General features: G+C 70.1%; 13 protein-coding genes. 9 read left to right on the forward strand and 4 right to left on the reverse strand.

All coding sequences use genetic code 11. The features are described 5' to 3' along the window. Positions 1–181: 181 nt before the first annotated feature. The 3 genes from ACWDSJ_RS33160 to ACWDSJ_RS33170 are packed head-to-tail and all read right to left on the reverse strand — an operon-like array spanning position 182 to position 3,416. Positions 182–994 carry an ABC transporter permease subunit gene (locus tag ACWDSJ_RS33160; RefSeq protein WP_450036641.1) on the reverse strand — a complete coding sequence of 271 codons (813 nt, stop codon included), beginning with the start codon at positions 992–994 and terminating at the stop codon, positions 182–184. Next, positions 991–1,917, reverse strand: coding sequence for an ABC transporter permease (locus ACWDSJ_RS33165; RefSeq protein WP_450036643.1), 927 nt, complete (start codon positions 1,915–1,917; stop codon positions 991–993). The genes ACWDSJ_RS33160 and ACWDSJ_RS33165 overlap by 4 nt, the downstream gene beginning before the upstream one ends. Continuing rightward, on the reverse strand, positions 1,914–3,416 hold the full coding sequence (locus tag ACWDSJ_RS33170; protein ID WP_450036645.1) for an ABC transporter substrate-binding protein: 1,503 nt from the start codon (positions 3,414–3,416) through the stop codon (positions 1,914–1,916). The genes ACWDSJ_RS33165 and ACWDSJ_RS33170 overlap by 4 nt, the downstream gene beginning before the upstream one ends. Positions 3,417–3,623: 207 nt before the next feature. Here ACWDSJ_RS33170 and ACWDSJ_RS33175 point away from each other — a divergent pair, with 207 nt between their 5' ends. The 6 genes from ACWDSJ_RS33175 (at position 3,624) to ACWDSJ_RS33200 (ending at position 10,644) form a co-directional block, all read left to right on the forward strand. Further along, entirely contained in the window at positions 3,624–4,763 is a 1,140-nt protein-coding gene (locus tag ACWDSJ_RS33175; protein WP_450036647.1) for a TauD/TfdA family dioxygenase, read from the forward strand. After that, complete coding sequence (locus ACWDSJ_RS33180; protein WP_450036664.1) at positions 4,747–5,709, forward strand: ornithine cyclodeaminase family protein; 963 nt, start codon at positions 4,747–4,749, stop codon at positions 5,707–5,709. The genes ACWDSJ_RS33175 and ACWDSJ_RS33180 overlap by 17 nt, the downstream gene beginning before the upstream one ends. Beyond that, positions 5,700–7,082, forward strand: a complete 1,383-nt coding sequence (locus ACWDSJ_RS33185) for a Y4yA family PLP-dependent enzyme (RefSeq protein ID WP_450036649.1) — start codon at positions 5,700–5,702, stop codon at positions 7,080–7,082. Before ACWDSJ_RS33180 ends, ACWDSJ_RS33185 begins: the two co-directional genes overlap by 10 nt. A 62-nt stretch (positions 7,083–7,144) precedes the next feature. Then, positions 7,145–8,173, forward strand: coding sequence for a PLP-dependent cysteine synthase family protein (locus ACWDSJ_RS33190; protein WP_450036651.1), 1,029 nt, complete (start codon positions 7,145–7,147; stop codon positions 8,171–8,173). Between the two features lie 50 nt (positions 8,174–8,223). Then, on the forward strand, positions 8,224–9,567 hold the full coding sequence (locus ACWDSJ_RS33195; RefSeq protein WP_450036666.1) for an MATE family efflux transporter: 1,344 nt from the start codon (positions 8,224–8,226) through the stop codon (positions 9,565–9,567). A gap of 126 nt (positions 9,568–9,693) precedes the next feature. After that, positions 9,694–10,644 (forward strand): phosphodiesterase, encoded by a 951-nt coding sequence (locus tag ACWDSJ_RS33200; RefSeq protein ID WP_450036653.1) that lies wholly within the window; start codon positions 9,694–9,696, stop codon positions 10,642–10,644. Between the two features lie 3 nt (positions 10,645–10,647). Here the strand turns inward: ACWDSJ_RS33200 and ACWDSJ_RS33205 are convergent, their stop codons facing one another. Continuing rightward, on the reverse strand, positions 10,648–12,069 hold the full coding sequence (locus tag ACWDSJ_RS33205; RefSeq protein WP_450036655.1) for a stealth family protein: 1,422 nt from the start codon (positions 12,067–12,069) through the stop codon (positions 10,648–10,650). Positions 12,070–12,713: 644 nt separating this feature from the next. Here ACWDSJ_RS33205 and ACWDSJ_RS33210 point away from each other — a divergent pair. The 3 genes from ACWDSJ_RS33210 to ACWDSJ_RS33220 all read left to right on the forward strand — a co-directional run bounded on the left by ACWDSJ_RS33210 (position 12,714) and on the right by ACWDSJ_RS33220 (position 14,056). Continuing rightward, complete coding sequence (locus ACWDSJ_RS33210; protein WP_450036657.1) at positions 12,714–13,169, forward strand: flavodoxin domain-containing protein; 456 nt, start codon at positions 12,714–12,716, stop codon at positions 13,167–13,169. 110 nt (positions 13,170–13,279) lie between these two features. Beyond that, positions 13,280–13,756 carry a hypothetical protein gene (locus tag ACWDSJ_RS33215; RefSeq protein ID WP_387360136.1) on the forward strand — a complete coding sequence of 159 codons (477 nt, stop codon included), beginning with the start codon at positions 13,280–13,282 and terminating at the stop codon, positions 13,754–13,756. 3 nt (positions 13,757–13,759) lie between these two features. Continuing rightward, on the forward strand, positions 13,760–14,056 hold the full coding sequence (locus ACWDSJ_RS33220) for an MTH1187 family thiamine-binding protein (protein ID WP_450036660.1): 297 nt from the start codon (positions 13,760–13,762) through the stop codon (positions 14,054–14,056). Positions 14,057–14,231 lie beyond the last annotated feature (175 nt).

The raw sequence follows: 14,231 nt of genomic DNA on the forward strand, positions 1-14,231 counted from the left end.
CGACCCACCCCCTTCCATGCGCACCGCGGGCCCGCTCCCGAGCGCGGCGGCCAGCAGATTCGCGCTCACCGCGAGCAGACCGATCGTGATCACGACCCGCCCCCCTCCGTGCGCACCGCGGGCCCGCTCCCGAGCGCGGCGGCCAGCAGATTCACGCTCACCGCGACCAGACCGATCGTGATCACGACCCGCCCCCCTCCGTACGCACCGCGGGCCCGCTCCCGAGCGCGGCGGCCAGCAGATTCACACTCACCGCGACCAGGCCGATCGCCACACTCGGGGCGAGCACCGACCACGGGTTCAGGAGGATCCCGGAGGCGTTGTCGCGCACCATGACCGCCCAGTTCGCCGCCCCGAGCACACTGGGCAACCGGAGGAACGCCGCCGTCGCCACGAGGTACATCCCGGCCACGAACCGCAGCCCCAACTGGGTGAGCAGCAGCTCCCGCAGGTTCGGCAGCAACTCGCGGAAGATCACATAGCTCGCCGACTCCCCGCTGAGCCGCGCCGCCTCGATGTACCCGGAGGCGGCGACGCCGGTGGCCGCCGCCGCGAAAACCCGTGCGCAGTACGGCACCCCGAACACGACGCCCACGATCACCACCCCGACCGTCCCCCACCGCGGCCACGTCATCACCACCAGCAGCAATGCCAGCACGACCGGCAGCAGGATGAGCAGATCCGCGCACCGTTCGATCACCGCGCCCCAGCGCGGCCACAGCGCCACCACCGCACCGAGCACGCTGGACAGTCCGGTCACCACGGCGGCGATGAAGGCCGCCAACAGGATCAGACCCCATCCGCCGTGCAGCAGTTGGGAGAACACGTCGTGCCCGAGCCGATCCGAGCCCAGCCACGCGTCCGCGCTCGGCCCGGCGAACGGCGGTCCGACAGCCGTGTCGACCGGATGCGGCGCCAGCCACGGCCCGAGCACCGCCGCCAGCACCACGAGCACCGCGGGCGATCCGCGCAGCGCCCAGTCCCGCGCGCTCATCGCCGCCCCCGCACGGCCCAGGCCCGAACCCCGTCGGACAGCAGCAGAATCGCCATGATCACGGTCCCGGCCACCGCGGCCGTGGCGGCGGTCAGCGCGGTGTCGCGATCGGAGATCGATCCGGCCAGCAACGCCCCCAGCCCGGGATAGTTGAACAGGCTCTCCACCACCAGCGCCCCGCCGAACAGCATCCCGACCGTCGTCGCCACCGAGGCCACGATGGTGGGCAATGCCACCGGCAGTACGTGCCGAATCAGCAAGCGCCGCCGCGACACTCCCTCCAACACCGCCTGCTCCACATGCGGCGCGCGTCCGGCGTCGCCGAGCGCGCCGCGCACGACCCGGGTGTTCCAGCCGATGTGCGGCAGCGCCAGCGCGAGCACCGGCAGCACCAGCATGTCCGGGCGCGCCGGGAAGCCCGACGGCCCCGCGACCGTCACCGCGGGCAACAACCCGATCGCGAACGAGAACACCGTGATCAGCAGTGCCGCCACCACGAATTCGGGCAGCGCCACCACCATGGCGGTGCTCGGTTGCAGAATTCGCGCCAACCACCCGGAAGGTCTTGCCGCCCAGCACATCCCGAGCCCGAGCGCGGCCACCACCGTGAGCAGCAGCGCCAGCCCGCCCAGCAGCAGGGTCTGCGGGGCGGCGGCGGCCAGCAGATCGCTCACCGGCCGCCCGCGCACGGTGGTCCCGAAGTCGCCGGTCAGCACGCCGGTCAGCCAATGCCAGAACCGTTGCGGCAGCGGCCGATCCAGACCCAGCTCGTGCCGCTTGGCGGCGATCAGTTCCGGGGAAGCGTTGCGGTCCAACGCCATTCGCGCCGCGTCCCCGGGCAGCACCGCGACCACCACGAACACCAGCGTCAGCAGGACCAGCAGCAACGCCAGTCTGCGCAGGACCAGGGCCGCGACGCTCACGCCAGCCAGGCCCGTTCCAGCTGCACCCGGCCGAAGCCGCCGAGTGTGGGCAGATCACGCACCCGCGACGAGGCGATATCGATGCCGTCGGCCATTCCCCACACCAGATATCCGCCGCGCTCGTACTGGATGCGCTGCACGGTGCGGCAGGCGGCGGCGTAGGCGGCCGGATCCGAGGCGGCCAGCGCGGCGGCGGTGGCGGCATCGAATTCCGGGTCGGCGAAGGCGGTTTCGTTGCGGTTGCTGGACGAGGACATCAACTTGGCGGCGAAGAACAGCACCGAATCGTTGGTGCCCCAGTTGACCGTGTACAGCGGCGCGTGCAACCAGGTGCGATCGTAGAAGGTGCCCGAATCCTGCACCACGACATCGAGTTTCACGCCGATGTCGCGGGCCTGCGCGGCGAACAGCTTGGCCGATTCCGCCTCCCCGGGCGCCTCCTCCTTGGTCACCAGCGGATAGGACGCGCCGGTGTCGAACCGCGCCTCGGCCAGCAGTGCCCGCGCCCGGTCGAGGTCGCGGGCGCGCCGGGGCAGGTCCCGCGCGTACTGCGGATCGCCGGTGCCCAGCACATCGTCGGCGACCCGACCGAAACCCGAGAACGCCTGTGTCACCAGGGCTTCGCGGTCGGCGGCCAGCCGCAGCGCGGTGCGCACCCGGGGATCGGCGAACGGCCCGTCGGCGGTGCGCATGGCGATCGCCACGGCCGTGTCGTCGGGCCGCCGGATCACCTGGAGATCGCCGCGCCCGGCCGCGGTGCGTCCCGCGATCGCGCCGACGTTCGAGGCCAGATCGATCTGCCCGCCCAGCGCGGCGTTGGCGAGCGCGTCGACGCTGTCGAACATGGTGACCTCGATGGCGTCCAGGCGCGGTCTCGGCCCGTGCCAGCCGTCGTGGCGGACCAGGCGCGCGTTGCCCTGCCGATAGGACTCGAGCCGGAACGGGCCGCTGCCGACCGCCCGGGTGAAATCGGTGGTGCCCTGCTTGACCGTGAACGTCATGAGCCGCACCAGCAAAGGTATCTGGCTGTTCGGCGCGGCCGCGGTGAGCACCACGCGGTCCGGCCCGTCGGCGGCGATGTCCTCCGGGCGCGCCACCGGAACCTTGGATTCGCCGCCCTGCTCGCGCAGCCGCCGCAGCGACCACACCACGTCGTCGGCGGTGACCTTCGTGCCGTCGTGGAAGGTGGCGTGCTCGGCGATGGTGAACGTCCAGCGCCGCTGCTCGGGATCGGCGGACCAGGACGACGCCAGACGAGGCTGGACGGTCGGGTTCGCGCCGGGGACGGTCAGCGCGTCGTAAACCAGTGCGGCGATCAGGAAGTCGCTGTCGTTGCTGAGGTTGGCGTGCGGATCCTGTTGCAGCGCCGAGATCTTGCCGAGCGCGCCGACTCGCAGGGTGCCGGTGTCGCCGGAGCCGCGGCCGCAGGCGGCGAGCGCCAGCGCGGCGCCGAATCCGATTCCGGCGGACAAGATCTGGCGACGGGTCACGGTCGTCATCGCGGTGGCCCCCTCCTGGTGGCGAGAACAGCGGACAGCAAAGGCTAACCTAATGAGTCTGCGATATGGTGCGGGCGCACGTCTATGCGCGATCGATCTTTCATGCCATACTTAGGTAAGCCTTGCTTTAGCTTGTTGGAAGGGCTACTTTCGCACCGAGTCTTCACCCGCCTGCCTCTCTCACCGTTGCGAAGAAGGGATTGCCTGGTGAAAAACGTTCTCCGCGAACGTCATACACCCGAGTTCCACCCCACCGACGACGTCGAGCGCCGGGAGTTACCCGCCGCGGCGGGCGCGGCGATTCGCGCCACGGCCGCGGCCATCGCGGCGACAATCGACACCATGCCGGGATGGTCCGCCCGCGACGCCGCGGCGCTCACCGATCCAAGACTCGTCGAACTGATCGATGCGGGCGCGGCCGCATTGCCCGCGACGGTGCGCGCGGCCGTGCGCGCGCCGCGGACGTCCGCGGGCGCGGCGGTCGTGTCGGGCCTGCCGGTGCACGAGGCGGAACTCGGTCCCACACCGCGGGATTGGCGACAGGCCGCCGCCTGGAGCGGGGAGCCGCGGCACCGGCACGCGTCGTTCGAACTGGATCTGGCCATGCTGCTGCTGGCCCGATCCGCGGGTGAGCCGTTCGGCTGGGCGGGTCAGCAGGACGGGCGCCTGGTCAACAACATCGTCCCCTCCCCGGGTCACGAGCACGAGCAGTCCGGGGCGAGCAGCACCACCCTGCTGTGCCCGCACACCGAGGACGCCTTCCACCCCCGCCGCGCGCATCTGCTCATGCTGGGCTGCCTGCGCAATCCGGACGCGGTGGGCACCACGGTGTCGTCGGTGCGCGAGGTCGCGCTCGACGATCGGCAGCGCCGCCGCCTGCGCGAGCCGATGCTGCCGATCCTGCCCGACGTCTCCTACGGCGCCGACTTCCACCGCTACCCGAGCACTCCGGTGGCCACCCTCGGCGGCGACGACGCGTCGCCGACATTGCGCTACGACCCCGCCTACACCCCGCTCGACGAGGCCGACGACGAATACCGTTGCGCCTACGCGCATCTCGGCGCGGAGCTGGAGCGGGTGTGCCGCACGGCCGTGCTGCGCCCGGGTGAGCTGCTATTGGTGGACAACGACGTGGTGGTGCACGGCCGGGTGCCGTTCACCCCGCGATACGACGGGACCGACCGCTGGCTCAAGCGAGTCAACATCCGGTTGCCCCGCCGCCGCGTTCCCGACGAGTCGGGCGAAAGTGGTTACGGGCAACGGACGGTCACGCCGTTCGAATCGAGAGTGAACGAGGAAGCCCGTGAGTACCAAGTCCACAGCGCTGCGGATCCTCAGCCGCAGTGATCTGGCCGATGTCCCGATCACCCCGGGTGAGGTGGTGCGCGCCGTCGAAGACGCGTATCTGGCCCTCGCCGCGGGCGAGTCGGACAATCCGCGCAAGCTCAGCGTCGCCCATCCGGACGGCTGGTCGGTGGCCTACGCCATGCTCGGCCGCGACGGCCGCCGCCGGGTGGTGGCGATGAAGACCTCCTACAAGTTCGATCCGAGCCACGATCGCAGCACCAAGCGGTATTTCACCACCATCACGCTCTACGACGACACCACCGGCGTGCCGATCGCGATGATGGACTGCGCGCGCGTCGGCGCGCTGCGCACCCCCGCGGCGTCGGCGCTGCTGGTACGCGAGACCGCCCGCGGCAACGCGCGTTCGGTGCTGCTCATCGGCACCGGCACCCAGGGCCGCAACGCGCTGCCGTACCTGCTGGCGGCGAATCCGCAGCTGGATCGGCTGATGGTGTACGGCACGCACGAGGAGGGCCTGAAGGCGGTGCACGACCAGTTGGCGGCCTACCGTCCGCACCTGGAACTGCGCACGGTCGCCGATCCGCGCGCGGCGGCCCGGGAGGCCGATGTGGTGCTCGCGACGGCCGGGCCGGGCACCCGGGTCGCGCTCGAATCCGCCGATCTGGCACCGGGTTCGGTGGCGGTACTGGTCGGGTACGGGCTCGCGCCGTCGGCATTGCACGACGCCGATCGGGTGATCGCGACCAGCGCCGAGCAGATGGCGGTCACCGGCACCGATATGGCCGGGCCGGACGGGACGCTGCGCGCCGTCGACGCCGAACTGCCCGCGATCCTCGCCCGCCGCGCGGTCGGCCGTCGCGGCGACGCCGAGCGGATCTTCGTCTACAACAGCGGCCTCGTGCTCACCGATGTCGCCGTCGCCCACGCCCTCGCCGAACGGGCCATCGCCGAGGGCCGCGGAACGGAGGTGCCCCTGTGGGATTGAGCCCCGCCGCCTCGCCGATCGCGGCGGCGCCCCTGCCCGCACACGAGGACGATCCCGCCTCGCCGATCGCGGCGGCGCCCCTGCCCGCGCACCGGGACGACTGGGAACGGCGCCTGCTGGCCGATCCTAACCTGTTGGGCGACATCGCCTTCGCGGTCGGCGGCCCGTTCCACGTCATGTACCCCGCGCGGGTCGGGCGCAATATCGCCGGGTTCCGGGAGGTGTTCGAGCGGGCGGGGGTCGACGGCGCGATCTACTACGGCAAGAAGGCCAACAAGGCGGCCTGCGTGGCGCGCGCCTGCGCCGAGCACGGGGCCGGGGCGGATGTCGCCAGCGCCGGGGAGTTGCGCGCGGCGCTGGCGCAGGGGGTGCGGGGCGACGAGCTCATGGTCACCGGCCCCGCGAAAGCCGATGAGCTGCTGTGGCTCTCGGCCCGGCACGGCGCGCTCATCGCGATCGACGAGCCCGGTGAGCTGGAAAGATTGGTGGCGCTGGGGCTTCCGGCGCGGGCGCTGCTGCGCGTGCTGCCGCCCGATTCGACGAGCCGATTCGGGATGGCCGAGGCCGAACTCGACACCGCGCTGCGACACACCCCCCTGGGTTCGGTCCGCCTCGAGGGCTTCAGTTTCCATCTGTCCGGTTACGATCCCATCGCCCGGGCCGAGCTGGCGGCGGCGCTGGTGGAGCGCTGCCGCGCCGCCCGGGCACTCGGCCATCCGGGCGGAACCGTCTCCATCGGGGGCGGGTTCGCCGTCGACTACGTGCCCGCCGACCACTGGCGGGCCTTCGCCGACCACGCGGGCCCGCACTGGTTCCACGCGGGCAAGCGGTTCGACGACTACTACCCGTACCACTGCCCCGCCCCCGGCCCGGCCATGCTCGCCGCCGTGCTCGCCCACCGCGACCTCGCGAACCGGCTGCGGAACAACGGCATTCGGCTGGCCATCGAACCGGGCCGGGCGCTGCTGGACCGCGCGGGCAGTACCGTCTTCACGGTGCGCGGCGCCAAAACCCGCACCGCGCACGGACATCCGTATCAGCTGCTGACCGTGGACGGCACCAGCCTGAGCCTGTCCGAACAGTGGTTCGCCAGCGAGTACCTGCCCGATCCGGTGCTGTGGCCCGCGGGCTCCGGGACCGTGACCCCCGCCTGCGTCGGCGCGGCCAGCTGCCTGGAATCCGACATGCTCAGCTGGCGGCGCATCCCGCTGCCCCGGGCCGCCGCGCCCGGCGACCTGCTCGTCTACCCGAATACCGCCGGATACCAGATGGATTCGAACGAATCCGCCTTCCACCAGCTGCCGATCCCGCCGAAGGTGGTGCTGCACGACGCACCCGGGGAGCGGTTCCGCTGGACGCTCGACGCCGGATGACCGGCGACCCACCCCACCCAGCCCACCCGAGTTCACCCCACCACCCACCCGAGGAGAGACGCATGCCGCTCGTCACCCGAGTGACGGACCTGATCGGCAACACCCCGCTGTTCGAGCTCGCCACCACCGCGACCGGCACCCGCTTACTGCTCAAACTCGAGCAGTTCAATCCGACCGGGGCGGCCAAGATCCGGATGGCGCGCGAAATGGTGCTCGACGCGGAGCGGCGCGGTTTGCTGCGCGATGGCGGGCATATCATCGAGTCCACGTCCGGCAACACCGGACTGGGCCTGGCGGTGGTGGCGGCCGAACGTGGGTATCGCTTCACCGCGGTGGTCGACCACCACGCCTGCAGGGACAAGTTGCGCGCGATGAAAGCCATGGGAGCCGAACTCGTCTACGTCGCCGCCGACGGCGACGACAGCCTGGCCACCTCGGCGCGAGAGGATCTCGCCGAGGCGATGGCCGCCGCCCGGCCCGACGCGTACTTCACCGAACAGCACAACAACGACGCCAACGCGCTCGGCTACTACGCGGTCGCCGAGGAGTTGCTGGCCGACCTCGGGCGCGTCGACATCCTGCTGTCGGCGGTCGGCACCGGGGGCTCGCTGTTCGGCACCGCGCGGCGGCTGCGCGAACTGGGCTGCGCGGCGCGGGTGATCGGCGTGGAGCCGGTCGGCTCGATCGCCTTCGGCGGCGAGGGTGGACCGTACTGGCAGTCGGGCACCGGCACCCCGCCGGGCGCGACCGTCGGTACGGCCGTGGACTATTCGCTGCTCGACGAGGGCCTGAAGGTCACCGATGTGTCCGCCTTCGCCGCCGCCCGCGCGGTCGCGCGCAAACTCGGCCTGATGCTCGGCGGATCCGCGGGCGGTTCGGTGCACGCCGCGCTGACCCGGCTCGAGGAGTTCCCGCCGGGTTCGACGATCGTGTCGATCGTGTGCGACGGCGGTGAGAAGTATTTGGATACGGTCTTCGACGACGACTGGATGGCCGAGCGCGACCTGCTCGACGAATCCGCCGAACACGAGGTGCTGGAATTGCTGGATCGCTACTCCCCGGCCCGCCGAGATCTGGTGGCGGTGTCGTGACCGTTCGTTCCGATGGGCGGCAGCTGACGGCGCTGGCGACGCCGATCGCCATGACGCAGCTCGCGCAGGTCGCGGTGTCGACGACCAATATCGCGCTGATGGGGTCGCTGGGGATCGGTCAGGTCGCGGCGGGCGGTCTCGCGTTGACGTTGTTCAACCAGATCCGCACCATGTGCGTCGGGCTGATCACCGCGACCGGCAATCAGGTGGCGACCGTGGTGAGCACCGCGGAGAAGCGGAACACCAACGCCGACACCGAGATTCGCGATGTGGTCCGGTCCAGTTTCCTGATCGCGACGGTCGACGGGCTGCTCGGCGGGCTGGTGCTGATCGGCTTGGGCTGGGCGCTGCGCTGGCTCGGGCAGGACGCGAGCGTGCTGGCCGAGGCGCGGCCGATGATGGTCGCGCTCGCGCCGGGTCTGCTGCCCTGCCTGTGGTTCCAGGTGCTGCGGCAGTACAGCGTCGGGATGCAGCGGCCGCAGGCGCTGCTGCTGGTGACGCTCGCCTCGGTGGCGCTGAATCTGGTTCTCGCGCTGGGCTTCATGCACGGCTGGGCCGGGCTGCCCGCGCTCGGACTCACCGGCATCGGCGTGGCGACCTCGCTGGTCTTCCTGATCACCTTCGCGGTGTTCTGGGCGATGGTGCGCCACGACGCGGAACTCGGTGCGACACTGCCCATCCGGATGTGGCCGGTGCACGGGCGGACCGTGCTGGCCGAGCTGCGGTTGGGGACGCCGATCGCGCTCACCTACGGCTCCGAGGCCGGGATGTTCTCGGTGCTGGCGCTGGTGATGGGCACGTTCGGCCCGGCCGCGCTGGCCGCCCACAATGTGGTGTATCAGCTGGTCTACATCGTGTTCCAGGTCGCGGTCGGGCTGTCGCACGGGGCGTCGATCCTGGTGAGCAAGGCCGTGGCGCGCGAGGAGTTCCGGCACGCGCGCGGGCTGGCGTGGCTGGCGCTGCGGCAGGCGGCGATCGTGTCGGCGCTGGTGGGCGTGGCGTACGCGGCCGTGCCGGATCTGGTGTTGACGGTCGGGCAGATCGGCGGCAAGGGCGAGGAGACCGTCCAGCTGGCGCACGTGCTGTTGTTGATCGCGATCGTCCTGCAGTTCTTCGACGCCGCGCAGAACATCGGCAACGGACTGCTGCGCGGGGTCGCCGACACCCGGGCCGGCTTCCGGCTGTCGCTGGTCGGCTACTGGCTTGTGGGATTGCCCACAGCGCTGCTGCTGGCGTTCCCGCTCGGGCTCGAGGCCGCCGGGGTGTGGTGGGGTCTGACGGCCGGGCTGGCGGCTACCGCCGGGCTGATGCTGCGTCGGTATTTCACCCTGCTGACCCGCCGTGAGCGGGCCGAACCGCGCGTGCTGGCGGATAGCCTGCCCGGCACGAGTTGACACGGAATCCTCACTGTGGCGTAAGCATGTCGTCACCGTGGACGGGGAACTTGGAGTAGACGGGCTTCGCTAAGCTGGCGCCTCGAAGCCCGATGCCAATGGAGCACCCTGCCGGGAGGAAGTCCGGTGCACGTCAGCAGAGTCGCGGAGTACCCGCGACCGGACCATGTTCTGTTCCACTTCAGCGACACCCATCTGATCGCCGACGGCGAGCTGTACGGCGCGGTCGACGCCGAACGTCGACTGCGCCAACTGCTCGATCGCGCCGAGGCCAGTCGCATCAGCCCGACCGCGATCGTGTTCACCGGCGATCTCACCGATCACGGCGAACCCGACGCCTACGCCAAGCTGCGTGAACTGGTGGAACCGTTCGCGCGGCGGCTGGACGCGCCGGTGGTGTGGGTGACGGGGAACCACGACAGCCGGGCCGCGCTGCGCGAGCGGCTGCTCGACGAGGACGGTTCGGCCGAACCGCTCGACCGCGTGCACGTCTTCGACGGCCTGCGCGTCGTCGTGCTGGACACGACCGTGCCCGGCCACCACTACGGCGAGATCTCCGACGACCAATTGGCTTGGCTGCGTTCGGTTCTCGCCGAGCCCGCGCCCTTCGGCACGATCCTGGCCATGCACCACCCGCCGGTGCCGTGCATCCAGGACCTCGCCACCACCGTCGAGTTGCGCGATCAGCGGCGACTGGCCGACGTCCTGGACGGCACCGACGTGCGCAGCATCCTCGCCGGACACCTGCACTTCTCCACGACCGCGACGTTCGCCGGCATCCCGGTGTCGGTGGCGTCCTCGGCCTGCTACAGCCAGGATCTCGCGGTGTCCGAGGGCGGCCAGCGCGGACGGGACGGGGCGCAGAGCTTCAACTACGTGCACGTCTACCCCGACACCGTGGTCCACTCGGTGGTGCCGATCGACCACGGGCCCACCGTCGGGCAACCGGCGACGCCCGAGGAGGCGGCGGACCGGCTCGAGCGGGCCGGGATCGTGATCATGCCCGCGGGCAAGATCCCGCACGTTCTGAATCGGCGTGCCGCCGAGTCGGAGTCGGACGGCGAAGCGGTCTGCTGAGACTCAGGCCGCGCCCGGCTCGAAGGCGGCCAGCGGGTCCTCGGTGACCGATTTCTCCCAGGGCGCGGGCTCGGGGAAGTAGGTCTGGAGGAACTCCGACACCACCCGAACCCGTTCGGCCTCGGCCACTTCCGGGAAGCTGCCGTCGTTGAGGCAGAAGAAGTCCACGTCCCGCCGGGTGGCGAGGCCGTCGAGCAGGGCCAGGCCGGTGTGGCTGGTGGTATCGACGTAGCGGACCCGGGCGGCCTCCTGCGGGACGGCGCGACCGGTCAGCAGCGCGTAGTAGTGATAGAGCGAATTGGTCACCGAGATGTCGGTGGCCGCGCGGAACCGGCTCGCCCGGGTGCGGGCGAAGTCGGCGGCGAACTCGCGCTCCATCTCGTGCAATACACTGCGCCGCAACGGAACCGGCGTGTGCTCGAGGTGCCGGGTGATGACGTGCCCGAACCGCTCCCGCAGCAGCCGCCGATTGACCCGCGCCGCGTTCTCGAAACCGCTGCGCCGCTCGGTGTTCGCGCCGGGACCGATGCGGGTGTCCGCCTCGATGAACCGGCTGATGCCCGCGGGGGTGAAGAACATCGACGGCCGCACCGGGCGCGCGAAGAACATGTCGTCGTTGGAGTAGAGGAAATGCTCCGACAGTCCCTCGATGTGCTGCAATTGGCATTCCACCGCATGGGAATTGAACACCGGCAGCCCGCTGAGATCCGAGAAGTGGTCCACCGCGCGCACGACGGTGACCTTCGGATCGTCGGCCAGCCATTCCGGCACCCGCGAGTCGGTCGCGATGAAGATGCGGCGAATCCACGGCGCGTTCTTGTGGATCGAGCGCAGCGCGTACTTCAGCTCGTGGATCTGGCGGATCCGCGCGTCCGCGTCGTCACCCTCGCCGACCACCACCTGCGCGAGCATTCCCGCACGGCGGGCACGGAATTCGGGATCGGTGCCGTCGACCCAGGAGAAGACGATATCGATGTCGAAGTCCACATCGGTGGGATGCGGGGCGAACATGCCGTCCAGCGTGGGCCAGCCGGTGTCGAACAGCAGCACCGTGGTCTGCTCGACGTCGGCGGCGTCGAACACGTTGCGCGTCAAGGCATTCGGGCGCGGGCATTCGACGGTGTCGCCGTGGTGGTCCCACAGCTCGAGCTCCACGTGGTGGGCCGGGTCGTGATCGCGGCCCAGCCGGAACACGTTGGGGCACAACTCGTTACACGAGAATCCCGCGACCATCGCCGCGCCCAGCACCCGCCGCAGCGCGGTCCGGTGCGCCGAGTCCACGGCGAGCACCAGCCGATGATCGGAATCGCGGACGAGCAGGAACGGCACGTCGGCCGCCGTCAGCTCGGCGCGCAGGTACCGCAGATCGTCGACCACCGCGGTCGACACCGCCAGGTTGGCCACCCCCGCCTTGAATTCCGTCATCGCCGCCTCCTACCTCACTCCGGACCCTCGGCCCTACCCTGTGGCCGGGGGTCTAACCACCCAGAAATCCGCACGCGATGGGCGTGCGTTCGCCTGCGTCCCTACGCGGGACGCCGAAAAGTGCGTTCGAATGCTGTCGGGATCAATCCCGGGATCCACACTCCGATGCCCTTCGCCGATCGACGAAGGGCTCTCACACGGCTCGCGCGCTACAACAGCCGCGCGGTGAGACTGTTCGGGAAAGCCGCCCACAGCCGATGCCGACAAGACCGGAATCCCATAGCTCTCACCTCACTCGCGGCTGGACGCGCGGACGCGTCGCGTGCTGGATGCTGCTTTCGCGTTGTCTCCACCTGGAAGCGGTGTCCAACTCGCTTCACCGGGCGGTCATCGGCCGGTTACTCGCACGTCCCCGGATGTACGGGGAACTGTTACGAATGATGCAACCCGAAGGGCCGGTTCGTCAATGCATGGAGTCGCAGCTCTCACGGTGTTTTCCCAGCCGTAACGCGAACAGGCCGAACGGTCGGTCTCGGGTGGTCCTTATCCATACTACAGGTTAGGGTATGCTTACTTCCGCCTCATGGAACCCGCGACCGGGTGCCGAAGGGGTGTAGCCGAGAATTCGCGGAGAGGGAGTGGCGGTGCGGGTTGTGATTCTGTTCGGGACCGAGATGGGCACCGCGGAGAGCACCGCGGACGCGATCGCGGAGGTGCTCGGGCGGGCGCACGACGCCGTCGTGTGCGATATGGCCGATCTCGATGTCGACGATCTCGACGTGCGCGATTTCCACGTGCTCGTCTGCTCCACCTACGGCAGCGGGGATCTGCCCACCGGCGCGGAGCCGTTCTTCGCCCAACTCGACGACCGGCTGCCGGACCTGTCGGGCCTGCGCTTCGCGGTGTTCGGGCTCGGCGACTCGGTGTACGACGACACCTTCAACCGGGGCGGGGAGATCTGCGCGGAGCGCTTCACCGCACTCGGCGCGACCCAGGTCGGTGAACACGCGCGGCACGACGCGTCGAGCCCGATCCGGCCGCAGGACCAGGCCCGCGAATGGGCGGGTCGACTGGCCATCGCGGATCTCGCGCGGACCTGAGTTAGGCGCACCTTACGTACCGGCAAGCGGACCCGTTTGCGGCACAACGGTTTACACTGCAAGCACGCGTGGTCCAGCCCGCCGCGTGAGCCGACCGTGAGGTGACGAAGATGACAGCCGGAGCCCGGGAACGTCACGAACCCTCGACCGAACATCCCGAACTGGATGCGTTACCGGAGTGGCCGCTGGACACGATCGCGGTACTGGTCACCACCGATCCCGCGCCGCACGCGATTCCGGTCTCGTGGCCGGTCCGCGCGGGCGATCGCCGAATCCTGTTGAGCCTCAAGTCCGATCGCGGTTCCCTGGCGCGCCTGCGGGAACGTCCCGAGGTGGCGCTGCTGATCCTCGGCGGCGGCAATGTCGCGCTCTGCGCGCGCGGCACCGCGAACGTCATCGCCGATCCGCTGCCCGGCGCCGACGACTACGTCGGGGTCGCCATCGACGTCGCGGTGATCGACGACCACCGCCAGTCCGCCTTCGCCGTCCTCACCGGAATCCAGCGCACCGTCCTCGACGAATCCGAACTGCGCTACCTCGAGGCGCGTGTCGCGACCCTGCGCGGCATCGCCGAGGCCGACAATTAACCCATGATCGCAGCCTTCTCGGTCAGCCCCCTCGGCACCGGCGAGGACGTCGGCCGCGCGGTCGCCGAGGCCGTCCGCGTGGTCCGCGCCAGCGGCCTCCCCAACGAGACCAACGCCATGTTCACCACGATCGAGGGCGAATGGGACGAGGTCATGGCCGTCATCAAACAAGCCACCGACGCCGTCCTCGCCACCGCCCCCCGAGCCAGCCTGGTCATCAAGGCCGACATCCGCCCCGGCGTGACCAACGCGATCACCTCGAAGGTAGCCACCATCGAACGCTACCTATCCGAAGACTGACACCCCTAGGTTCGGCAGCCCAGCCGCACCCTTTATTCGAATCCGCACTGAGGAGCCGGAAGGAATTCGGACAGTGGGGTTTGCCGATTCTCAAGCTGCTTGGTTACGATGAAACCATTCGGACTCTACCTCGTTCGGTGTGCGGTAGCCAATCGATGAGTGCAACCGAATCTGG

It is taken from the genome of Nocardia sp. NPDC003482 (assembly GCF_053588115.1).